18 protein-coding genes are annotated in these 22,097 nt (G+C 62.4%); 1 reads left to right on the plus strand and 17 read right to left on the minus strand.

Annotated features, from left to right (window positions below; translation table 11 throughout):
• Nucleotides 1-12: 12 nt before the first annotated feature.
• Together ACGYK2_RS12010 and ACGYK2_RS12015 are read right to left on the minus strand one after the other, a co-directional pair.
• Nucleotides 13-993, minus strand: coding sequence for a TAXI family TRAP transporter solute-binding subunit (locus ACGYK2_RS12010; RefSeq protein WP_271689250.1), 981 nt, complete (start codon nucleotides 991-993; stop codon nucleotides 13-15).
• A gap of 286 nt (nucleotides 994-1,279) precedes the next feature.
• The gene (locus ACGYK2_RS12015) at nucleotides 1,280-2,266 is read right to left on the minus strand and encodes a zinc-dependent alcohol dehydrogenase family protein (RefSeq protein WP_271689249.1); all 987 of its coding nucleotides are present in this window, start codon (nucleotides 2,264-2,266) and stop codon (nucleotides 1,280-1,282) included.
• Between the two features lie 157 nt (nucleotides 2,267-2,423).
• Here ACGYK2_RS12015 and ACGYK2_RS12020 point away from each other — a divergent pair, with 157 nt between their 5' ends.
• Complete coding sequence (locus ACGYK2_RS12020) at nucleotides 2,424-3,329, plus strand: LysR family transcriptional regulator (RefSeq protein WP_271689248.1); 906 nt, start codon at nucleotides 2,424-2,426, stop codon at nucleotides 3,327-3,329.
• A gap of 16 nt (nucleotides 3,330-3,345) precedes the next feature.
• Here ACGYK2_RS12020 and ACGYK2_RS12025 read toward each other — a convergent pair whose 3' ends face one another.
• The 15 genes from ACGYK2_RS12025 to ACGYK2_RS12095 form a co-directional block, all read right to left on the minus strand.
• The gene (locus ACGYK2_RS12025) at nucleotides 3,346-4,041 is read right to left on the minus strand and encodes a hypothetical protein (RefSeq protein ID WP_271689247.1); all 696 of its coding nucleotides are present in this window, start codon (nucleotides 4,039-4,041) and stop codon (nucleotides 3,346-3,348) included.
• Between the two features lie 65 nt (nucleotides 4,042-4,106).
• Nucleotides 4,107-4,466: a response regulator gene (locus ACGYK2_RS12030; protein WP_394374300.1), complete on the minus strand. Its 360-nt coding sequence runs from the start codon at nucleotides 4,464-4,466 to the stop codon at nucleotides 4,107-4,109.
• Entirely contained in the window at nucleotides 4,463-6,466 is a 2,004-nt protein-coding gene (locus tag ACGYK2_RS12035) for an ATP-binding protein (protein WP_394374301.1), read from the minus strand. The genes ACGYK2_RS12030 and ACGYK2_RS12035 overlap by 4 nt, the downstream gene beginning before the upstream one ends.
• The gene (locus ACGYK2_RS12040) at nucleotides 6,453-7,418 is read right to left on the minus strand and encodes a PleD family two-component system response regulator (RefSeq protein ID WP_271689243.1); all 966 of its coding nucleotides are present in this window, start codon (nucleotides 7,416-7,418) and stop codon (nucleotides 6,453-6,455) included. Before ACGYK2_RS12040 ends, ACGYK2_RS12035 begins: the two co-directional genes overlap by 14 nt.
• 4 nt (nucleotides 7,419-7,422) lie before the next feature.
• Nucleotides 7,423-8,838 carry a hypothetical protein gene (locus ACGYK2_RS12045; protein WP_271689242.1) on the minus strand — a complete coding sequence of 472 codons (1,416 nt, stop codon included), beginning with the start codon at nucleotides 8,836-8,838 and terminating at the stop codon, nucleotides 7,423-7,425.
• Nucleotides 8,835-10,727 (minus strand): glycosyltransferase family 2 protein, encoded by a 1,893-nt coding sequence (locus ACGYK2_RS12050; RefSeq protein WP_271689241.1) that lies wholly within the window; start codon nucleotides 10,725-10,727, stop codon nucleotides 8,835-8,837. Before ACGYK2_RS12050 ends, ACGYK2_RS12045 begins: the two co-directional genes overlap by 4 nt.
• A gap of 6 nt (nucleotides 10,728-10,733) precedes the next feature.
• Nucleotides 10,734-12,677, minus strand: coding sequence for a cellulose biosynthesis cyclic di-GMP-binding regulatory protein BcsB (locus ACGYK2_RS12055; protein WP_271689240.1), 1,944 nt, complete (start codon nucleotides 12,675-12,677; stop codon nucleotides 10,734-10,736).
• Nucleotides 12,678-12,689: 12 nt separating this feature from the next.
• Nucleotides 12,690-13,025, minus strand: a complete 336-nt coding sequence (locus ACGYK2_RS12060) for an Hpt domain-containing protein (RefSeq protein ID WP_271689239.1) — start codon at nucleotides 13,023-13,025, stop codon at nucleotides 12,690-12,692.
• 244 nt (nucleotides 13,026-13,269) lie between these two features.
• Entirely contained in the window at nucleotides 13,270-15,570 is a 2,301-nt protein-coding gene (locus ACGYK2_RS12065; RefSeq protein WP_271689238.1) for a xanthine dehydrogenase family protein molybdopterin-binding subunit, read from the minus strand.
• Nucleotides 15,571-15,574: 4 nt separating this feature from the next.
• Nucleotides 15,575-16,045: a (2Fe-2S)-binding protein gene (locus ACGYK2_RS12070; protein WP_067268082.1), complete on the minus strand. Its 471-nt coding sequence runs from the start codon at nucleotides 16,043-16,045 to the stop codon at nucleotides 15,575-15,577.
• A 150-nt stretch (nucleotides 16,046-16,195) separates the two neighbouring features.
• A complete protein-coding gene (locus tag ACGYK2_RS12075) occupies nucleotides 16,196-16,954 on the minus strand; it encodes an SDR family NAD(P)-dependent oxidoreductase (RefSeq protein ID WP_271689237.1) in 759 nt (252 codons plus the stop codon).
• 27 nt (nucleotides 16,955-16,981) lie between these two features.
• Nucleotides 16,982-18,604 (minus strand): ABC transporter ATP-binding protein, encoded by a 1,623-nt coding sequence (locus ACGYK2_RS12080; protein ID WP_276154458.1) that lies wholly within the window; start codon nucleotides 18,602-18,604, stop codon nucleotides 16,982-16,984.
• Nucleotides 18,601-19,440, minus strand: coding sequence for an ABC transporter permease (locus tag ACGYK2_RS12085; RefSeq protein WP_271689235.1), 840 nt, complete (start codon nucleotides 19,438-19,440; stop codon nucleotides 18,601-18,603). Before ACGYK2_RS12085 ends, ACGYK2_RS12080 begins: the two co-directional genes overlap by 4 nt.
• On the minus strand, nucleotides 19,437-20,408 hold the full coding sequence (locus tag ACGYK2_RS12090; protein ID WP_271689234.1) for an ABC transporter permease: 972 nt from the start codon (nucleotides 20,406-20,408) through the stop codon (nucleotides 19,437-19,439). The genes ACGYK2_RS12085 and ACGYK2_RS12090 overlap by 4 nt, the downstream gene beginning before the upstream one ends.
• A 75-nt stretch (nucleotides 20,409-20,483) precedes the next feature.
• Nucleotides 20,484-22,058, minus strand: coding sequence for an ABC transporter substrate-binding protein (locus ACGYK2_RS12095; RefSeq protein ID WP_271689233.1), 1,575 nt, complete (start codon nucleotides 22,056-22,058; stop codon nucleotides 20,484-20,486).
• Between the last annotated feature and the right edge of the window lie 39 nt (nucleotides 22,059-22,097).

The following is a 22,097-nucleotide window of genomic DNA, read 5'->3' on the forward strand; positions in this document are numbered from 1 at the left end:
CTAGGCGTTCGCTTAGTTGCTGTAGATCATATCGTCGGAAATATCGGCATCCGCGTTCTCTTTGAACCAAGCTGCCGCACCGGGGTGCCATTTCAGAACGGTGTTCTTCTCCCAGTTCTCAGGCAGGGTCGAAGCCGCCGCCTTGTGAATGCCTTTCATCCGCTCATTGTCGGACATGACGACATCCACAGCCGCTTTGACGAAGGATTCCGGCAGATCGCAGTTGGCAATCGCGAAGTTCCACATGGAGACCGAACGCGCGCCCTCTTCCAGCGTGGTGTAGGTGCTGGCGTCGATGGTGAACTCGGACACCGGGAACTCTTCGAGCAGTTTGGCCTGCTCTTCCTCGGTGAACTCGATGATGTTCACATCCGTCTGCACCTCAAGCTGGCTGACCGCAGGCACCGGCACACCGGCAGCAAAGGCGATCACGTCCAGCAGACCGTCCTGCAACTGCCCGCCCAGATCGGTCCAACCGCCGTTGCGGCGCTCATACTCGACGCCGAGCGTGTCCATCATGCGCGGGAAATAGGTGTCCGAGGTGGAGCCCGCCGGACCAAAGCCGATCTTGGCACCTGCCGGAATGTCGGCGACCGAGGAGATGCCCGAGGACGACAGCGCGGTCACGGAGAAGGGTGTCTGATACATCGGGAACATCGCGCAGGCTTGGGTCATTTCCAAACCGGGGGCGATGGGGTTGGTGCCGGCCAGCGATTCCGCCGCCGGGCCCATTGTGGTCATGCCGAAGGCCGCCTCGCCGGTGTGGACCAGCGCCATGTTCTGCATCGGGCCGCCGGTGACTTCGCCGCCGCCGGTCAGGCCCAGTTCCTTGGCCACAAGGTTCGCCCAGCCCGAACCATAGGCGAAGTAGGTGCCGCCTTGGCTGGCCGTGCCCACGGTGAAGCTGCTCGGCCAGTCGGATTTATCCATGTCCTGAGCGGCGGCAGCGCCTGCCAGAATGGTGCTTGCGGCGAGGATTGCGGTGAATTTCATGTCTCTCTCCCTTGGTTGCTCTTAACGGGCGTCGGCACAGGGTGCCCGCGCCGCCGCTGTATTCAGCTTGTCCGGCCAATTAACTGTACACTGACAGGCAGAGGCAAGTCCGAATTTGCCGTGAAACCGGGGATGAGAGAGAAAGAGGCGGCCTACCGTTGGGTCAATGGCGCATTCTTTGGCAGTTGTGCGCCAGCGGCAGTGATTGAGGGAAGGGGCAGGCCGTCAAAGCCCCGCCGCGCGGGCGGCGCAGCGGGGCGTGATATTAATCAGTGTTCGGCCTGACTTAGACGTCGACCACAACCTTGCCGATCGCCTGTCCGCTTTGCAGCCGCGCATAGGCATCGCCAACCGCGCTCAGATCAAAGGTCTTTTCGTCGAGCAGCGGCTTCACCGCCCCCTCATCGACCAGTGTGGCGAGATTGCTAAGGATTTCCCCATGAACCGCGCGGTTCACGTCATGCAGCATCGGCAAAAGCATGAAGACCACATGCAAGGACAGGCCGCTGAAATGCGCCGGGGTCAGGTCGATCTCCGACAGGGCCACGGTCGTCACCACATGACCGTTCAGCGCGGCGGCGGCGAAAGAGTTCGGCAGATTGGCCCCGCCCACAGTGTCGAAGACCGTATCAAAGCCGCAGCCCGCAGTATGGGCTGCCACATAGTCTTCGATCTTCTCGGCTTTGAAGTCGATGGCCCGCGCGCCATAGCCCTCGATCACCGCCATCTGGTCATCCCCGGTGCCGGTCGAGGAAACCTCGGCCCCCATATGCTTTGCCAGTTGCACCGCCAGATGGCCCACGCCGCCCGCGCCGCCTTGGACCAGCACCTTCTGCCCGGCTGCGACGCCTGCGCGGTGCAGCCCTTCCCAAGCGGTGATGCCGACCAGCGGAAGGGCCGCCGCCTCGCGCATCGACAGCGACTTGGGTTTATGGGCAATGAGCCGCGCGTCGGCGCGCATGAATTCAGCCAAAGCCCCTTGCAAATCGGCCAGACCACCGGCGCAGCCGTAGACTTCGTCGCCCACGGCGAACCCGGTGACACCTTCGCCAATCTCTTCGATCACCCCGGCGAAATCCATGCCCAGAACGGCAGGCAGGTCAGGCGACAGAGGCAGGTCTTTGCCCGCGTTCTTGATCATCGTGTCGATGGTGTTCACGCTGGTCGCCTTGACGCGCAGCACCACATGGCCGGGGGTGGCCAAGGGGCGTGGCAAATCGGCTTCGACAAAAGGCGCCTCTGCGCCATAGCTGGTGAGGGTCATGGATTTCATCGGTCTATCTCCCGTTAACATTGCGTTGAGACAGAGATAGGCCAACATGGCGCGACAGATAATCGGATGAAACTTGAGTTCAGTTTCCCGTTATTGAATATAATACCGAACCCTATATGCTGACCCGGCGGATGATCCGCAGCAAGGACCGCGGCCCATGGATATCGACAACCTTCGCCTTTTCGTCATGGCTGCCGAACGGCTGAACATCTCAGCCGCCGGGCGCGCTTTGGGGATGGCCCCGGCAGTCGCCAGTGCGCGTTTGGCCAAGCTGGAACAAGAACTCGGGGTTGAGCTTTTGCGGCGCACGACGCGGAAGGTCTCGCTATCGCTCGATGGGTCGGACTTTCTGCCCTATGCGCGCGAGATATTGGCGCAAGCCGATGCCGCGCGGGCCATTCTGGGCGGGACCAAGGCGGGGCCCAAGGGCATCCTGCGTTTCGCCGCCCCCAGCAGCTTTGCCCAGCGTCACATCATGCCGCTGTTGCCGGAATTCCACGAAACCTACCCCGAGCTCACCCTCGATCTGCGCCTCTCCGACACCCGGTTCGACGCGATCGAAGGCAGTTTTGACCTTGCCCTGCGCAGCGCGCCCTTGACCGACAGCAGCCTGCGGGGGCGCAAGCTGGCCGATGACACCCGCGTTCTTTGCGCCGCGCCGTCTTATGTGGCGGCCCACGGTTTGCCCCAGACCCCCGCCGCGCTGCGGGATCATCACCTGATCGCTTGGGGTGATCTTGAGCCCCGCGCGCTGATCGGGCCGGAGGGCGAAGCCGCCACGCTCGACCCGCATGAGATGACCTGCCGCGTGATCATGGACGATGGCGATGCGCAACGCGAAGCGACCCTCGCGGGGGCTGGCATCTCGATCAACTCGCTTTGGAGCGTGTCGGACGAGCTTGCTTCGGGCCGATTGCTGCGGCTATTGCCGGGCTGGCGGATGAACGACCGGTCGGTGCTTTGGCTGGTCTATCCGCGCTCAAACGTGCTAACGCCCAAGACGCGGTATTTCATCGACTTTCTGATTGCCCACCTCGGCAACCGCCCCGATTGGCGGGATTGAGCAGACCCGAAGCGCGTCAGAAGCTGTGCCAAACCCCGACTTTGACCTTGGCCACAGCGTCGGTGAATTCATGCGACAGGCCCAGTTCCAGGAAGCTGTTTTCCGAGACCTTGATCACATGCGACGGCGCAAAGGCCAGTGTCTCATCCCCGTCTGACGGGGCCGCGAACTCCAGCTTGAAAATCGACAGGTTGCCACTCTCGTGGTTGATGCCGAAGCTGCTGTCGATCTTGCCCAGTGTTTCGCCGTCTTCGTAGATCGCAAAGGTGCTTTCCACCCCCAGCCAGCCGCTGCCCCAAGCCCCCGATACCGGACGCCCCCAAGACAGGCCGGGCCGCAGAGCCGCCACCGCGCTGCCATCCCGTTCGGCCCAGCCAAGACCGACTTCGGCGGCGAAAACATTGTCCCCGCCCGAGAGCTCAAGCGGATAGCGCAGAAAGGCAATGGCGCTGACCTGCCCCGCACTCTGGGTCTTGCCGATGTCGAGGCCGAAAGTCAGTTTCTCGGTCACCCCGTATTCGTAGTAAAACGCGCCGAAATCGCCAAAGTCGGGGCCGTCTGCAGTGGTCTCATAGGACAGGGTGACAAAGCTTTTGTCTTCGCCCCGCGGCCACGCCGCCGATGCCACCTCACTTGCCGGGAGGGCGATGGTACCGATGGCCGAGAAGACAACAAGCCGGGGCAAGAACCGCCGCGTGAGATCAGAAGACATTTTCGCTGTTTTGCGCATGGTAAGTTCCGCGTGTTTAAAGCCGCAAAAGGCTGAGCGATGAGGTATTAAACGATCGACCGAATGAAATCCGCGAGCTTCAGCGGTTTGAACGGTTTGTGCAGAATGTGATCTGCCCCGAGGTCGCGAAACTTCCTCTCCGACTCGGGCGAGGTTTTGGCGGTGCACATGACGATTTTCGTGTCGTCCAAATCCGCATTGGCCCGCGCACAGCGCAGCACCTCCATACCATCGGGGGGCGGCATCATCACATCCAGCATGATCACGTCGAACGCCTGCGTTTCCATCGTAGCAATCGCGTCGAGCCCAGTCGCCGCGAAGCTCGGTTCGATGTCATCTTCGGTCATGATCGCAAACTCGATCAACTCGCGGATGTCATCCTCGTCATCGACGAACAACACTCTCATGCCGATGCCCCCTGCTTGGGCGCCGCGTCTGTATCCCGGGCGAAACGCACATAGAACGTGGTGCCGGGGTTCTCATCGCCGTCTTCTTCCGAGCGTGTCTCAAAGCTCACATCGCCGTCTTGTCGCAACACCAGCTCCCGCGTGATGGCCAGCCCCAGCCCCGTCCCATTCGCTTGGTTTTCGCGAGAGTGCACAGGGTCAGCGAACCTTTTGAACATACGATCATGGGCGGCTCTTGGGATGCCCGGCCCCGCATCGCAGACATAGAACGTGACCCACTGGTCGTCCACCTCGGCACCGATTTTTACCGTGCCGCCGCGCGGGGTATATTTCACCGCGTTGGAAATGAGGTTGGAGAAGATTTGCTGCATGCGCACGGTATCGACCCGCACATAGGCTTCCTGCGCCGCGTCGGGGCCTGTGTGGATGTTGAGTTGCACGTCGCGGTTTACCCCATAGCCGGTGTTGGCCGCGATGGCTTCCGACAGCACCTCCGACACCGCGACCCGCTCAGTCTGGATGCTGAGTTGGCGTTGGTCGATCGCCTGAAGGGTCAAGATATCATTGACCAGTACCAACAGCCGGTCGGCATTGCGGGTGGCCATCGACAACAGCTTGCCCGCGTTCTTTGGCATGCTGTCGCCAAAGCGGTCATGCAGGATTTCGAGCGACCCGGCGAGGGACGTGAGCGGCGTGCGCAGCTCGTGATTGACCGAGGTGACAAAGGCCGTGCGCGCCGCCACCAGCCGCTCTTCGGCAGAAATGTCCTGAAGCACGTTATAGGCGATGTAATCCCCATGCAGATGCAGCTTCATCACCCGGCATTGCACCGCAACGCTCTCGTTCTCGGCGGTGGTGATCTGAATGCGATGAACGGCGACGTCTTCGTCCATCTGCGAAAAGGGCGGGACCATGCCGCGCAGCTTTTGCACGGCTTCGATATCTGAGGACACGCCCATCAACTCACGCGCCTTGCGGTTGGAGCGGTGCAGCTTGTTGTTGTCGTTATAGACGATCAGCCCGTCGCCGACATTCTCAAAGATCGCGTCAAATTCGCTCTGCGCCACGCGGATCCGTTCGCGGTGCCGTTCGGAAGTGCGCAGGGCCTGCGCCAATTGGGTCGACTGCCGCCGCGCGCGGATCGCCGCGTTGATCACCGTCAGGAACAGGATCGTGGCAAGCCCCACGAAAACCAAGGTGCGCTGCCAGTAATTTTGCAGCACCGCCGGCTTGCTGCGCGTCACGTCGATATAGAGGTCCAGCGCCGGGATCTCCTTGCGGGCGCGGAACACGGGCGTATCGGGGTCGCGTGGAGGCCGCCCCGAAACAAAGGCCCGCTCTCCGTTGGAGGTCACCACCTCGACATACATGTCCTGTTGCAACCCATCTATTGCCAGCAATTGCGAGTAGTAATCCTCGCCCAGCGAAGACGCCAAGACCCCGCGCGACCGGCCATCCATGCCGATCAAGGGCCATGCAATCGGGGTCAGCCGCCGCCCTGTGGCCCGCGACACGATGGGCACCCCGACCGTGTATTCATCCACATCAAGACCAATCGCCGCCTGAAAATAGGCCCGGTCCCCAAGGTACTGCCCCATGAGCGGTTTCACGGTGGCCCAAAGCACGACCCCATCGGCGCCGATCAGCACAAGCGCACCGACCTGCTCGGTCTCCTGCACGGCGACATTCATCAGATCACCGTATTGCGCCTCGAACTGCTCGGGGTCGCTCAGGCGCGCGGTCGACAGCTCATCAATCAGCCCCCACATCCGCACATTCGCAACCGAGAGAGAGGCATCGACCGCCTGCTCGTAAAGCTCCGCGAAATGCTCAAGCTCCACCTCTGCCCGGGTCGTGGCGCGTTTGTAGTCCGACCAGGTCAGGACCGCGAGCCCCACGAAATAGATCAGAACGGCAGCCGAAATCAGCGCCCAGAACAGGGTCTGCGCGCGCGAAGACGGTTTCGCATCAGCTTTGTTGGTGGGCTCAGTGCTGACCATTCTCGGCTTGGTGTCCTATGTCCTTGGTGGCAAGGCAGATGCTGCCCGGCGCGCTTGTTATTCCAGCACTTTCGACGCCTTGAATGCCCCGCGCGAGCGAGGTGGCGACAGCCGCGTCCGAGGGCGGCACGACGCAAGCGCTGACGCTCAAAGGCCGCGAGGTCCAGCCTTCTTTCACGGTGGCCGAGGCCTCAGCCACGGCTGAGATAAACTGCTGCGCCCGCGCTTCAAGCTGGGCGCGATCCGCGTGGAGCGCGCCATAGACGAAAAGATCATCCTCCCAATGGGCGAACCCGTCCTGCGCGGGGATTTCGACCTTGCCGAAAAGCCCGGCCACGCGGCGCTGAAGCTCTTGCCGCTGCGCGCGCGCCGCATCGGATTGGTCACGGTCGCCATCAATGCGAAAGACGATCAGGCCGAGGTTTTTTTGCATCGCGGGCGACAGCGACATGAGATGCCCCTGAAACCCGGATTTGCTGCCCAAAAGGCTGGGCACCGTGGCCTCGGACACGCCCGGCGCGGCACGGCGGCGCGCGCTGCGGTTTTCGCCCAAACGGCGGCGATCCAACTCGGATTTCAGACGCAAGCAACTGCGCATGCGGGCCTGAAGCTCGATCCGGTTGAAGGGTTTCGTGACATAGTCGTTGGCCCCCGCCATGAAGGCTTCGGAGAGAGACCCCATGTCTGTTCGGCTGGTCAGCATAATGATCGGCACATCGCTCCATCTGTCCAAGGCACGGATACGGGCGCAAAGCTCGATACCATCGATATCGGGCATCATTATGTCCATCAGGATCAGGTCCGCCGTGGCCTCATCGCTTTCGATCGCGTCGAGTGCACTGCGCGGATCGATGAAACTGACGACATCGTCAAAGCCAAGCTCCGAAAGCGTCGCGCTGATAAAATCCTGCGCGATATCCGAATCGTCGACTGCGATAATTCGTGGGCTCATGATTTTAATTCCACTCGTTAACTCTTTCAAAAACACGCCAACGGCTGTTTTGAAAAACCTCCTCATACCCCGGCATCTGCGATTGCTTCAGCTGCGGGAACCTGCGCAGAATTCTGTCTGCTGTGGCCTGCCCTTCCGCCTGTTGCGGGACCACGATGTACCTTGTGCGCGGCACGCCCCCCTCAAGCGCCCAGTCGTAGGCAGGCTCTCCGGCGATCACCAGCCGGTCGATATTCCCCAGACCGACGACGATCTCGGGGTTTCTCTCAACATCTACCATAATATCAGACTTGTCGCGCAAGAATGAAACGACCTCTCGCGCGGGGCGGGACGCTGCGTTTTCCGCGCCGAGCATCGCGTTGGTCCAAGCGCGGGTTTCGTCATGGGCGACATGGCGCATCACAACCGCCGAGGTCAGCAGCGACAGCGCCAACAGCGCGATGGCAATCGGCTCACGCAAGGACAGGTTCGGCCAAAAGCGGATCGCGGCGACCAAGACCCCCAGCATGGGCGCCAGCGCCATGGCCGGGTCGCCTTCGACATGGAAAAAGACGTTAAGCGTATAGCCGCCCAGCACCGCCCCGACCGCTGCCAAGAGCGGCATGAACAGACGCGGGACCATGATATTGCGCAGGATCGCGATAAGGGCCGCCGGGCCCAGCCCGGCCAGAATGACCAGATGCTCCCCCAAGGTCAGCGGCGTGGCACTTTCCGACAAAAGCGGGATCAGGCGGCTGTCGAAGATCATGCTGACGAACATCAGCGCCCCCACGGCGGCGGCCACGGGATAGAACATCGCCACCAGATAGCCGGTCGAGGAGACCGCGATCATGCTGGGCCGTGCCGCGACGATCATGAAGGGCATCGCCCCGAGGCAGAGCATCAGGCCATAGCTGTCCGATAGGGCCACCACCAAAAGCCCCACGGCCACTTTCATCATATCCGGCGCGTTGCCCGTGAGGCGCAGATTGACGATCCCGCGCGCGAAAAGCCATGTGCCCAAGATGCAAAACATCGTCTCTGGCCCATCGGCCAAGGCGCGCAGGAAAAACGGGTTCAGCGCCAAAAGCAGCACCACCAGCGCCGAGGTCATGCCCGAAAAGCCGCCCGTATCGCGCAGGTTGAGGAACCACAGGACCAACAGCCCTGCCCCCACCAGCGCGGAAAGCACGAAGGGCACCGGCACCTGCGTGTCGGGCAAGACCGCCTGCCCCAAAAGCGACAGCGCATAGGGCACGGGCGGGTAGAAAGCATCGCTTGCCTTGAACTGCGCCGGCCCCTCGATCTGTACGATTGATTTGGCCCAGAGGTCGGTCACGTCCATCGACAGGAAGCCATGCGCCTCAGTCCAGCCGAGGGTGAGCAAAAGCAGCAGCGCCAGCGCGACAAAGCCGAAAGACCATGAGGCGGCGCGGATCATTGCGCGGCCTCCGTCGCTTCGGCACTGGCTTCGGCGACCTCATTAGCGGTGTGTTTGGACAGGCCGTGCTGGGTCTTTTCCCAATAGAACGGGTTAAAGATTAACTGCGACAGCGCCTTGTAAGAGGCCACGGTCATCAGCACCCAATAGCCCACCACGGTGATCCCCCAAGGCGCCAGATCGGTCCATCTGCGCCTAAAGGGCGCGACCATCGTAAGGTAGATCAGCAACCCGTTGCCCGCCAGTAGGTTGACCAGCGACAGGTACAGCACCGGGAGCGGGAAATAGGGGGTAATCACCTCGGTGCCGAAGATCAGCCAGATGGCGAAGATCGACCAGAAGACCGGGTTCAACAGACCCGAGAGCACCGTGCCCCCGATGAAGAAGACAAAGCCAAAGACGCCCGCCGCCCCGACCGATTGCCACAGGTGAATGGGTCTGCGGCTGTGGACGAGAAAGGTCTGCATATAGCCCTTGATCCAGCGCGAGCGCTGGCGCACCCAGTTCGGGATCGAGACATTGGCCTCTTCAAAGGTCGTGGAATCGATGACGCCCACGCGGTAGCCCTTCTGCGTCAGACGAATGCCCAGATCGGCGTCCTCGGTCACGTTGAAGGGATCCCATGCATTCAATTCGCGCAGCACGTCCATGCGGAAGTGGTTCGAAGTGCCGCCCAGCGGGATCGGCACGCCCAAACGCTCCAACCCCGGCAGCATCAGGTCGAACCACAGCGAATAGTCCAGCGTGAACATCCGCGTCAGCCAGTTCTCCCGCGCGTTGTAATAGTTCAAACGGCACTGGATACAGGCGGTATTGGGCGCGGATTGGTTGAAGGCGGCGATTACCTTTTTCAACTGATCCGGTTCGGGCTTATCCTCGGCGTCGAAGATTACGAGGAAATCACCCTGCGCATAGCGCAGCGCAAAGTTGCAGGCTTTGGGTTTGGTCTGCGGATGGGAGGCCGGGACGCGGATGATCTCGAACACGCCTTCGAGGTCGAGCTTGCGCGCAGCGTCGATGGTCTCGTGGTCGCCCTCTTCCAGCACGATCTTGATGTCGAGCTTGGCCAGCGGATAGTCGAGGTTGCGCAGCGCTTGGGCAAGGATCGGCAGCACCTCGGGCTCGCGGAACATCGGCACCAGCACGGTATAGATCGGCAGGTCTTCGTCGCGCAGCAGCGATGCCTCGGCCGCGATGGCCCGCGATGAAGTCTCTTGTGCAGCGCCGCCGAGCCAGACCAGCAGCGCTTTGAACAGGAAGTTGCCGGTGTAGAACACCGTCAGCAGGACGTTCAGCACGATCAGCGTGACCACGGGGGCAAAGGCCAGCCCCAGCAGCAGCGCCGAGATCATGAGGTAGATCACCAAAATCTGCGGCGGGGTCACGACGTTCTGCGCCGACATATCGGGGTCAAGCTCGGCCAGCGCAAAGACCGCCTCATGCGAATGTTTCTCGCGGAAGGCGCGTTGCAACTGCCATGACACATCGAAATGCGAGGCCACGACGATGGTCACGCCAGAGCCATAGACCTCGCGGATATGCAGCAGCGTGCGCGGGCCGGGGCGCGAGGTGGCGACCGTCAGCGTGCCATCCTCTGCCCGGCCAATCGGCACCGTCATAAATTGGTTCATCACCACCGGATCATACTGGCGGATCAGATCGTCATCGGCGCGGTCTTCGATCAGATCGACCAGCGCCAGCCCGTGGTAAAAGGCGATCTCGCGGTAGAGTGTCTGCGTGGTCAGCCAGCGCCGCGACAGAAGAACCTTGACCAGAGAGACATTCCACTCCTCGGCCAGATCCTCTGCCGCGTCGAGCTGTTCCGCCGTCAGCGCGCCACGGTCAAGCAGCAACGAACCAATGGCTTCGCTTTCGGCATCCAACGGCACGGTGGCTTACGTCTCGTCTTTGCCGCGACGCGCACGGTAGACGCGCTGGAACACGATCAGCACAAGCAGTGTCACCAGCACCCAGATGGCCCCCACGATCCAGGGGCGGTATTTGGCCAGCATCTGTGCAAGGCTGGTGCGGTCGGGGTAGACGACATCAACGAGCGGGCTGCGGTCGGTGGCGGTGGCAAGGATCACCCCCTCCTGCCCGATCAGCGCCAGATCGCCGCGGTCCAACACCATGGGGCGTTCGGGCGTCAGCTCTGGTGCAGGGCCATTGCCCGGACGCAGCCACAGGCCACGGGTGTCGCCCCGGGTGACGATCTGCACCACGCCAAGCCGCGACAGGTCTTCGCCCGAATAGATCAGGTTGTCTTGACGGTCGCGCACCTCGATCCGGCCCTGATCGAAGGTGATCAGTGGCTCTGCATCGCCGGGGTTCTGGTCAGAGATCACAAAGAAGGGCTCGTCCCCCTCAAGCGCGTCGACCGAGGCGCGCGGCAGGATAGGCGCGCGGTCCGGGATCACACTGCCCGCAACGCCCGCAAGCCACGGCAGGGTCTGCGCGAAATCAAGCGAAAGCGCGGGGTCGAGCACGACCTGAACGCCATCGGCGAATTCCTGTCGCAGGGTAAAGAAGTCCCGATCCTGCGCTGTGGAATCTGAAAGCAGCAAGGCGCTGCCGGGAAGGATTTGCGCCGGATAGCCCTGCGGTTTGAACCGGCACTCGCCGCCCGAGGGCTGGCGCTGGATCGACACGCGCAGCAGGTTATCCCGGCCCAGCAGGCCGCTCGGAACTGAAAAGGTCAACTGCTCTGGACGGCCACTGTCAAGCGGGCGGTTGCCCAGCAGCGTGTCATTCAGAAAGACCGAGGCCGTCGCCCCCCGCCCTTCGGGATCAAGCGCTGCGGCGACATGCAGGTTCACGCCAGACACGCCCTTGCCCGCCGGAAGGTCGGAGGATTGGAACGGCACGAAGAAGTCTTCGGTCGAGACCACGGGACGCGGGGTGAGGTCGCCCTCCAGCGCCGACAGCGGCAAACGGTCGTCAAAGCGGGCCGGTCCCCCGGCCACATCGACCACGGTCGCGCCTTCGTTCGACAGGGGCGACCATTCCGAGACCAGTTGCCACAGCCCCACCTGCGGATCGCTGCCGCGCAGGTTCAAGACGGGCAGGCCCGCTTGATTGTCCACGGCCATCTCGCTCGCCACGCCCGAGTTGGTCACGTCCAGTTCGATGGCCCCTTCGGACCATGCGCCCGATGTGCTGGCCCCGTCGCCGCCAAAGGTCAGCCGCCCGGCCTCAGCGTCAAACAGCGCAGCGGCGCGGGTCGCAGCGGCCAAGGCGGCGAGGGAGTCGTTGCCCCCGATGGCCAGACGCGTGTCCGCAGGGCGCAGCCCGGCGAATGCCGCCGATGTGTCGATCTCAGACGGGTCCAATTGCAAGGTCACGGAAGAAGCCGCCGTGATCTCAAGAAAATCGCCCGAAGCGCGTTCGTCCACGCAGACCCGATCGCTGAAAGCCCCGGAATAGGACAGGCCCACGGCGATGAACCCGCCCGACACGTCTTCGGGGCTGAGCGGCACCGGAACGCTCAGGCGCCCTGCCCCATCAGGCAGCGCCTGCGACAACACCGGGCGGCCCGCGACCGAGACCTGCAAATAGCGATCCACCTCGGTGGTGGAGGCATGTTCAAGCTCAAGCTGCAAGCTGCCCGAACTTAGCGCATCCGGGTTGGGCAGCGGGATATAGATCGTCGCATTGCCCGACAGCTGCCGGAAGGACAGACCATTTTGAAAGCCAAGCTCCGCCAAATCGAAGGTCCGCGCGATCAGCCCTTCTTGGACCTGCTCCGTGGGGGCGTTCGCCGCATCCTCACCCTGGGCCGTTTGGGCGTGAACTTGAAACGGCAGCAGGGCCGCCAACAAACCGATTGCGGGATACTTCATGGATAGGCTCTCTTAAATTTCTTCAGTGACACTGCGGGCATCGGCCAGAGCCGTTTCAATTATACGAATGTCATCGGTCGACAAGGGCGCGGAGGATTCATCGGCATCTTCGGCGACGCGCAGCCCCTTGCGTAGGCGATCTTCGATCTCGGCATATTCCAGCATCGCGGCATTGCCAGCCAGATCGTGCAGCATGCGGTGGACCTTGCGCGCCTTGGTCTCGCGCGGGTCAGCGCCATCCGTCTCGCGCAGCGCATCGGCCACGGCCTGCAACCGCTCCGGCATCCCTTCGATAAAGCGCTTTCGCGTCGCGGCGACGCGTTGTTCATATGTCTCGGTAGGTGCCACAGATCGTCCTTCGCACCCGCCCGCAAAGGAGCCCAGATAGCCCGTTTAGATTATTGTTCGAAACCTGTCAGAATTATGGCGCAATGGGCGATTTTCTAAGTTTTTAAGCGTTAATACTCAAAATTTCAGCCGTTGAATTTAGGCAGCCGCCGCGCTGCCCAGCGAATGCGCAGCCCGCCTCACTAGCCGGCGCCATCAGACCAAATGGAAGGCGGGCGCGACATGCCGCGCCCGCCTTCTCCTATCAGTTTTCCAGCGCCGCAAGAATCGCATCGCCAGTGATCGGCAGATGACGCACCCGCGCCCCATTGGCGTTGAAGATCGCATTGGCAATCGCCGGGGCGATGACCGTGGTGCCCGGCTCTCCAAGACCCACGGGCACTTCCGTGCTCTCGACGAAAGCGACCTCGATCTGAGGCACATCGACCATCCGCAGCGGCGTGTAAGACCCAAGGTTCAGGTCGACGACATTGCCGTCTTCAATCCGCGTGCCCTCATGCAGAGCCATGGACAGACCCCAGAGCGCTGCGCCCTCGCATTGCGCGCGCGCGCCGTCGGGGTCGACCACAGTGCCGCAATCGAAGGCCAGCCACATCTTCTCAACCGCGACGTCACCGGTTTCGGCATCCACCGCCAGTTTGACGGCGGCGGCGGTCCAAGTCGGCATGGTGCGCGACTGGCCAAAGGTGGTGGCGATCCCGATTGCCGTGCCCTCGGGCAACTCCGTCTGGCCATAGCCTGACATCTCGGCCACGCGCTGCAAAACAGCCGCTTGCCGCGATGCTCCGCCCACCGCATTGGGGGCGGAACCTGCGTTGAGACCCTCGGCCTTCAGGTGATCCAGGCGGAACTGCAACGGATCCGCGCCGACTTTATGCGCCGCCTCATCCATGAAGCTTTCCACGGCGAAGTTGGTCCAGCCCGGCCCGACCGAGCGCAGCCAACCGGGGCGGAAGGTTGCATTGGCCAGATCGTTCGAGATCGCCCGCACGCGATGCGCTCCGACAGAATACCAGTGATCCGCGCCGTCGATGGCAAAGGGGTCATAGGGTTCTTCGTTGACGCCCTTGGGCATGAAGCCCGGTGCCATCACCTGCGTCGGCCAACCGGCGGCGGCGTGATGCTCCATCCCGGTGATGGCCTTGCCCTCATCGAAAGCCATGCGCAGCTTTTGCACCGAAGGCGAGCGGATGCTGTCGAATTGAGCATCTTCCTCGCGGGAGAAGACCAGTTTCACCGGCTTGCCCACGGCCTTGGAGGCCAGCGCGGCGGGCACAATGTAATCGCCGTTCAGACGCCGGCCAAAGCCACCGCCCAGCATATAGCTGCGCATCACGATCTTGTCTGCGGGCACCTCCAGCGCGGCCGCTAGTGTCGGCAGGATCAGCGATTGCCACTGGTTGCCTGCATGGGTCTCCCAAACGCCATCGGCGTTTTGAAAGACGGTCGCGTTGACCGGCTCCATCTGGAAGTGCAGCACGGATTGCGTGGTGTATTCGGCCTCTAGCGTCTCGGCGGCGGCATCGAAGGCGGCGCCGGTCTCGGGCTGCTCGGTATGCAGGATCGACCCGGCATCGCTGTCGATCAATTCGCGTGAGCGGGCTTGGATATCGTCTTCGGAGACATCCGCCGTCTCGCCCGCCGTCCAATCGACGCTGATCTCATAGGTGGCCATCCGCGCGGCGTGGAGCGTTTTGCCCAGCACCACGACCCAGCCCGGCACGGTGCCCGAGGGATCGTCCAGCACCACGGTCTCAAGATAGCCTTTGACCTCTTTCGCGGCGCTGTCATCGACGGAATTGACCTTAGAGCCATAGCGCGTCGGCGGCAGCATCGGCACGCCGTAGACCATGCCATCGACCTTGGCATCCAGACCATAGATCGCCTGACCGGTGGTTTTCGTGTCCAGATCAAGCGGATGCACGTCCTGCCCCACGAGCCGCAGATCGGCATGGGGTTTCAGCGGCAGGGCCGCCAGTTCGTCTTCGGTAAAGCTGCGGTCAAGCCCTTCGGCCACCAGATCGCCATAGCTGATGCTCTGCGTGCCATCGGTCACGGCCCCGTCGCGCGCGGTCAGACCGGCGGGATCGACGCCCCATTTGGCCGCCGCCGCTTCGATCAGCGCGGTGCGCCCGGCGGCACCCGCCTGACGGTAGATCGGCCAGCTTTGCCAGATCGACCAGCTTCCGCCGGTGACCATCAGGCCCCATTTCTCAGCCGTATCGACGTGGGTGATGTGAACATCTTCCCATGCCACTTCCAGCTCATCCGCCAAAATACGCGCGATGGCAGTGCCGACGTGCTGGCCCATCTCGGCGCGAATGATGTTGACGTTGACCTGACCTTCGGCGTCGATCCAGTACCACATCGACGGCTCAAAGGGCTGGCCATTGGGCGCGATCGGCGTGCCATCGGGCACGGCAGGGTTCATCGCGGCATTCGACGCCTGCGGGAAGCCAAAGGCAACGCCAGCGGCGGTCATCGACACCAGAAACCCGCGGCGGGTCATCTGCGGTTGCGCGTCGGAGCCTTTCAGGCGGGACATCAGATTAGCCATTGTCGGAGCCTCCCATTGCGGTTGCGGCGTCGCGCACGGCTTGGCGGATGCGCGGATAGGTCATGCAGCGGCAGAGGTTGCCGGTCATCACCGCGTCGATGTCTTCGTCGCTGGGGTTGGGCGTGTCTTTCAACAAAGACGCCGCCTGCATGATCTGGCCCGACTGGCAGTAACCGCATTGCGGTACGCGCAGGTTGCGCCATGCTTCTTGAACCGGGTGCTTGCCCTCTTCGTCCAGCCCTTCAATCGTGGTGACCGACAGGCCCTCGACGTCCCCCAGATAGGTGATGCAAGACCGTGTCGCGGTGCCGTCGATATGCACGGTGCAAGCGCCGCATGCGCCGATGCCGCAGCCAAACTTGGTGCCGGTAAGACCGATTTCATCGCGGATCGCCCACAGTAGGGGCATGTCCGGGTCTGCGTCGACAGAGATCTGCCGCCCGTTCAATTCGAATTTTATCATGAAGTGGTGTCCCTTGGGGTATGCTTTGCCTGAGGGGAGCGCGCGTATAGCTGCCCTGATTGAGCGGCTGTACATAGGTCTAATGGCCGGGGATGACAGCGCAAGACTGCGCTGATCACGCGATTGTCAGAATGGTCGCGCGCCGCGCGGTCAGACGTGCTGCCCGCCGTTCACCTCGATCTCGGTCCCCGAGACATAGGAGCTTTCCGCGCTGCACAGGAAATAGATCGCCCGCGCGACCTCATCAGGCTGGCCGAGGCGGCGCATGGGGATGTCGCGCACGATCTTATCGGTGCCTTCGCTGAGGATCGCCGTCTCAACCTCGCCCGGGGCGATTGCGTTGACCCGCACGCCGAGGGGGCCGAAATCATGGGCCATCTCGCGCGTCAGCGCCGCCAGAGCTGCTTTGGAGGTGGCATAGGCCGCCCCGGCAAAGGGATGCACCCGCGACCCGGCGATGGAGGTGACATTCACCACCGATCCACGCCCGGCAGAAAGCTCATCCTGAAGCCCGCGCGCCAGCACCACGGAGGCGAAGAAGTTCACATGAAACACCTCGCCCCATGTCCGCAGATCGGTGTCGAGCGTGCTGAGCCGCGCGCCATCCTCGCCCTTGGGCGAGACGCCCGCGTTGTTCACCAGAGCATGCAAAGGGTTGCCCCCCAAAAGCCTTTTGACCTGCGCGACCGCCTCTATCGTCTGGTTCGGGTCACTCAGATCGACCTGCACATGGTCCTGCGCCCCGCCCGGCCAAGGGCATTCGGGCGAGAACGCCTGCCGCGAACAGCCGATCACCCGCCAGCCCTTGTCGGCGAAAGCCTTGGCCGTGGCATGGCCAATGCCCCGGCTGGCACCGGTCAGCAGCAGTGTCTTTTGGTCGTGATCCGCAGGTTTCATCGTCTGATCCATCTTGGGCGCAGCGGCTGAGGTAGCGCCCTAATCGGCCGCCGCCAGCGCGCGTTCATAGTCCTGCCCCGGAATAGCGTCGAGCAGGCTGCGCGTATAGGCGGTATCGGGGTCGTGCAGCACTTTGCTGACCGGCCCCGCCTCAACGATCTGGCCCTTTTGCATCACGATGATCCGGTCGCAAATCCGCGCCGCGACGCGCAGGTCGTGGGTGATGAAAAGCATCGACAGATGGAGCCGGGTTTTCAACTCGGCCAGCAGGTCGAGCACCTGCGCCTGAATGGAGACGTCGAGGGCCGAGACGGCCTCATCCGCGATGATGATCGACGGGTCCAGCGCCAATGCGCGGGCGATGCCGATCCGCTGCCGTTGCCCGCCCGAGAACTCATGCGGGAAACGTTTCATCGCGCTTTCGTCCAGCCCGACCAGTTCCAGCAACTCGCGCGCCTTGGCCTTGGCCTCCTTATCCGGGGTGCCATAGGCAACCAGCCCCTCGGTCAGGATGCGCGACACCCGCGCGCGGGGGTTGAGTGATGAAAACGGGTCTTGAAAGATCATCTGCAACTTGCGCCGTTGCGCCCGCAGTTCTGGCCCCGACATCTCTGCAATGTCGACGCCGTCCATCAGGACGCGGCCCCCGTCCGGGTCGAGCAGCCGCACCAGACAGCGCCCGACGGTGGATTTGCCCGAGCCGGACTCCCCCACGATGCCGATGGTTTCGCCGGCATAAAGCTCGAAACTCACATCCTGCACGGCCTTCACCACCCGACGCTTGCCAAAAAGCGTGCCAGAGCCGGTGGAGAAGGTCTTTTGCAGGCCCTCAACCTTCAAAAGCGGGCTACGTTCGACTTCTGCCGCGGCTTCGGTCTTGGTCAGCCGGGGGATCGCGTCGATGAGGGCGCGGGTATAGGGGTGCTGGGGCTTCAGCAGCACCTCTTGGGCCGGGCCAGCCTCGACGATCTCCCCCTTTTTCATGACGATCACCCGGTCGGCGATATCGGCCACCACGCCAAAGTCATGGGTGATGAAGATCACCGCCATGCCACGCTTGCGCCGCAGGTCTTCGATCAGCTTGAGGATCTGCGCCTGCGTGGTCACATCAAGCGCGGTGGTCGGCTCATCCGCGATCAGGATGTCAGGCTCCAGCGCCAAGGCCATCGCGATCATCACCCGCTGCCGCTGCCCGCCCGAAAGCTGGAAGGGATAGGCCCGGATCGTTGCTTCGGGGTCGGGAATACCGACCTCCTCCAACAGCTTGAGCGCCCGCGCGCGGCGTTCGGCCCCGGTGAGCGCGCCGTGGGCCTCGAACACCTCGGCGATTTGCGCGCCGATGCGCATCAGCGGGTTCAGCGCGCTCAGGGGTTCTTGAAAAATCATCGAAATGCGGCTGCCGCGCAGTCTCAGCATCTCTTTCTCAGACAACCCAAGGATCGACTGCCCGTCAAAGGTGATGCTGCCCTTGTCGGGCAGAACCCCCTGCGGCAACAGCCCCATCACCGCATTGGCCGACATGGATTTGCCCGACCCGCTTTCGCCGACGATGCAGAGGATCTCCCCCGGGGCGAGGTCAAAATTGATGTCCTTCGCGGCATAGAGCCTGTCGGCCCCGACCGGCAGAGCAATGGAAAGGTCACGGATGCTAAGCAGGGTCATTCGGATTTCCTCGTCAAGCGCGGGTTCAGCGCGTCGTTCAGCCCCTCGCCGATCAGGTTCAGCGCCAGCACGGTCAAAAGGATCGCCATGCCGGGCAGGAAGGACAGCCACCAAGCGGTGCGGATCACGGTGCGCGCGGCCCCGATCATATAGCCCCAGGACATGATGTTCGGATCGCCCAGCCCCAGAAAGGACAGCGAGCTTTCCAGCAGGATCGCCTGCGCCACCATGAGCGAGGCCAGCACGATGATCGGCGGCAACGCATTGGGCAGGATGTGGCGGGTAATGATCTGAAGATTGCCGAGGCCCGACAGGCTCGCCGCCTCGACGAACTCACGCGTTCTGAGCGACAGCACCTCGCCCCGCACCAGACGCGCGACCGGGGGCCATGACACGATGGAAATCGCGATGATCACAAAGGTCAGGCTGGGCTGGAAGATCGCCAAGAGCACGATGGCGAGCGCAAAGCTCGGGATGGTCTGAAAGAACTCGGTAAAGCGCATGAGCGCGTCGTCGATCCGGCCTGCGAAATACCCCGCCGCGGCCCCCACCGGCACGCCGATGGCCAGCGCCACAATGGTCGAGACCAGACCCACCAGCAGGCTCACATAAGCGCCATGGGCCAGCCCCGCCATGACATCGCGGCCAAGCGCATCGGTGCCCAGAAGCAGCCCGTCTTGGGTGAAAGGCGGCAGGAAGGGGCGCTGCACCATTTTCCACGGGCTCTGCGGAAAGAGGATGGGCGCAAGGATGGCGGCGGCTATGACGAAGGTCAGGATGACCAAGCCGATCACCGCGCCACGGTTATAGCTGAAACGTTTCCAAAAACTCATCATGTCGTCAGCCTTATCCGCGGATCAACAATGACATAGATGACATCCGTGATCAGGTTGAACAGCAGCACCATGGCCGCCGAGATGTAGAAGACCCCGAGGATCACGTTGTAATCCCGCTGGTTGATCGCCTCGAACATCAGCCGCCCGATGCCGGGCCATGCAAAGACGGTCTCGGTCAGGATGGCCCCGCCAAAGATTTGCCCGGCCTGAAGCCCGGCCAGCGTGATCACCGGCAAAAGCGCATTGCGCAGGATATGCCGCCGCTGGATCACGCCGCGGTTCAGCCCCTTGGCGCGGGCGGTTTTCACGAAATCCAGCCGCGAGACTTCGAGCATCGAGGCCCGCGTCATGCGCATGTAGATCGCCGTGAAAAACAGCCCCAGCGTCGAGGCCGGCAAGATCAGATGTTTCGCCACATCCAACACATGGGCGAGGCCCGTATAACCCGCACCGATGGTGGAATAGCCAAAGCCCGGCAACCATTCGAGCCAGACCGAGAACACCAGCGTCGCCATCAGCGCCACCCAAAAGAGCGGAGTTGCATAGAACAGCAGCGCGAAGGTCGAGATGATCGTGTCACCCCACCGCCCCTGCCGGGCAGAGGCCGCAACACCGGCGGTCACGCCCAGCACCAGCGACAGCACGAAGGCCACGCCGGTCAGCAAAAGCGTCGCGGGCAGGCGGTCGCCGATCATCTCGGCCACTGGCATCTGCTGGCGGAAGGAATAGCCAAGGTCGAGCTGCACCGCGCCTTTGATGTAAATCCACAACTGCATGTAGAGCGGCTGATCCAAGCCGAAACGCGCCCGCAGGTCTGCAAGAAATTTCTCGTCCGCCGCCCCGGCTTCGCCCGCCATGACCGCCGCAGGGTCACCCGGTGCCGCATGGATCAGCAGGAAATTGAAGACAAGGATCGCCAGCAGGATAAACACTGCCTTGACCAACCTGCCCAATATGAAACGTATCACGCTATCCGCCCCGTGTTGTTCTGTTAGATGCCCGAGCCGCCGTGGCGGCTTGGGCCATGAGCATTGTCGCTCTTGTTACTTATCGAGCCATACGTCGCGGAAACCGTCGTTCACGCCAAAGGCGGTGTTGACCGGGTTCTTCACATCGCAGCGGTAGATGGTGGGGAAGCCCAGTTCCAGAAGCCAGATGTTCGGCACATCCTCGACGATCGCGTCTTGGATCTCCTTATAGGCGGCCTTGCGCCCCTCCGGGCTGGCCATCAGGGCCGCTTCGGCAAAGAGCTTGTCGGTCTCGGGGTTTTGATAGTTTGCCACGTTGTTCCAAGGCGAACCGGGGGCGGCATTGTCGCCCATATAGGTCCGCGAAACGCCAAGCGCCGGATCGCCGTATTGGTAGAGATAGGTAAAGGCGAGGTCGAAGTCGCGGTCGGCAACCTTCTGGTTCCAGCCCGCCACATCCGAGGGCACGATCTCGGACTTCATGCCGATCTCGCTCAGGTTCTGTTTGACCGCCTCGGCCCAGCGCTGCCAAGTCTCACCGTAAGGCAGGCCCAAGATGCGGATGGTTTCGCCGTCATAGCTGCTCTCTTCCAGCAGGGCTTTGGCCTTTTCCGGATCATAGGAGATATCCGGCGTGTCGCCGTCATAGAAACGCGTGGAGGACGACAGCGGGCCGGTCGAAACCTTGCCCAGACCGTTCCACAGCGCGTCCTTGGCGAACTGGCGGTCGACGCCATGCATGATCGCCTTGCGCACCTTCACATCGTCGAGCGGCTTGTTGTCGTTGTTCACCCACATCCAAGACAGCGGACCGAAATATTCCCAGCCCTTGTCGGTGATGCAGGTATTCTCCATCGCCTGAATGCGCGCCACGTCGAAATTCTCGACCGAGCCGCCGGGCAGCACGTCGACCTTGCCGGTCTCATAGGCCACGGCGCGGGAGGCGGCGTCGGGGATCACATGGTAATAGACTTCGTCAACGTAGGGTTTCCCCTCCATATAGTAGTCTTCGTTCTTCACCAGATGGATGAAGCTGCCTTTTTCCCATTTGTCGAACTTGAAGGGGCCGGTGCCGATGGGCGTATTGTTCGCCTCGTTATTGGCGAAATCCGTGCCTTCATAGATGTGCTTTGGGATCATCGGCGCGGTGCCCGGCTCGAAAATACCGATGAAGGGGCCGAAGGGCTGCTTGAGGTTGAAGACCACCGTGTGATCGTCGGGCGTCTCGATGCTTTCGACATGTTCCATATAGGTGCGCATCCGCGAGTGGCTCTCGCGCAGGAACTTGTCCATGGAGAATTCGACATCCTCCGAGGTGAAGGGCTCACCGTCATGGAACACCACGCCCTCGCGCAGCTTGAAGGTATAGGTCTTGCCGTCTTCGGAAATCTCCCATGATTCAGCCAACTGCCCTTCGGGCTGGAGGTCGAAATCATAGCGCAGCAGGCTTTCGTATATATCGCCGCCGACCATCTGTGTCGGGCCGTTCTGCACAAGGCCGATCATCAGGCTGGGCGGCTCGGGCTGGATCACGACGTTAAGCGTGCCGCCGGACTTCGGCTCACCATCCTGCGCGGCCAAAGGCCCGGCCATCGCCAGCGCCAGAACGGTTGCGGTTAATTTAGTGGTTTTTAGCATGTAAATCCCCATTGGTTTTGCTGAAACTCGCCCAAGGGCAGCGTCCGATCT

This window comes from Sulfitobacter sp. 1A10359 (assembly GCF_043558145.1).
GTDB classification, from domain to species: Bacteria; Pseudomonadota; Alphaproteobacteria; order Rhodobacterales; family Rhodobacteraceae; genus Sulfitobacter; species Sulfitobacter faviae.

Bases quoted from the DNA above. Each gene is read 5' to 3' on its own strand.
- ACGYK2_RS12065 (WP_271689238.1), bottom strand. From the start codon at position 15,570: ATGTCCCGCCTGAAAGGCTCCGACGCGCAACCGCAGATGACCCGCCGC.
- ACGYK2_RS12085 (WP_271689235.1), bottom strand. From the start codon at position 19,440: ATGATGAGTTTTTGGAAACGTTTCAGCTATAACCGTGGCGCGGTGATC.
- ACGYK2_RS12020 (WP_271689248.1), top strand. From the start codon at position 2,424: ATGGATATCGACAACCTTCGCCTTTTCGTCATGGCTGCCGAACGGCTG.
- ACGYK2_RS12070 (WP_067268082.1), bottom strand. From the start codon at position 16,045: ATGATAAAATTCGAATTGAACGGGCGGCAGATCTCTGTCGACGCAGAC.
- ACGYK2_RS12010 (WP_271689250.1), bottom strand. From the start codon at position 993: ATGAAATTCACCGCAATCCTCGCCGCAAGCACCATTCTGGCAGGCGCT.
- ACGYK2_RS12055 (WP_271689240.1), bottom strand. From the start codon at position 12,677: ATGAAGTATCCCGCAATCGGTTTGTTGGCGGCCCTGCTGCCGTTTCAA.
- ACGYK2_RS12030 (WP_394374300.1), bottom strand. From the start codon at position 4,466: ATGAGAGTGTTGTTCGTCGATGACGAGGATGACATCCGCGAGTTGATC.
- ACGYK2_RS12035 (WP_394374301.1), bottom strand. From the start codon at position 6,466: ATGGTCAGCACTGAGCCCACCAACAAAGCTGATGCGAAACCGTCTTCG.
- ACGYK2_RS12045 (WP_271689242.1), bottom strand. From the start codon at position 8,838: ATGATCCGCGCCGCCTCATGGTCTTTCGGCTTTGTCGCGCTGGCGCTG.
- ACGYK2_RS12080 (WP_276154458.1), bottom strand. From the start codon at position 18,604: ATGACCCTGCTTAGCATCCGTGACCTTTCCATTGCTCTGCCGGTCGGG.
- ACGYK2_RS12040 (WP_271689243.1), bottom strand. From the start codon at position 7,418: ATGAGCCCACGAATTATCGCAGTCGACGATTCGGATATCGCGCAGGAT.
- ACGYK2_RS12025 (WP_271689247.1), bottom strand. From the start codon at position 4,041: ATGTCTTCTGATCTCACGCGGCGGTTCTTGCCCCGGCTTGTTGTCTTC.
- ACGYK2_RS12095 (WP_271689233.1), bottom strand. From the start codon at position 22,058: ATGGGGATTTACATGCTAAAAACCACTAAATTAACCGCAACCGTTCTG.
- ACGYK2_RS12015 (WP_271689249.1), bottom strand. From the start codon at position 2,266: ATGAAATCCATGACCCTCACCAGCTATGGCGCAGAGGCGCCTTTTGTC.
- ACGYK2_RS12075 (WP_271689237.1), bottom strand. From the start codon at position 16,954: ATGGATCAGACGATGAAACCTGCGGATCACGACCAAAAGACACTGCTG.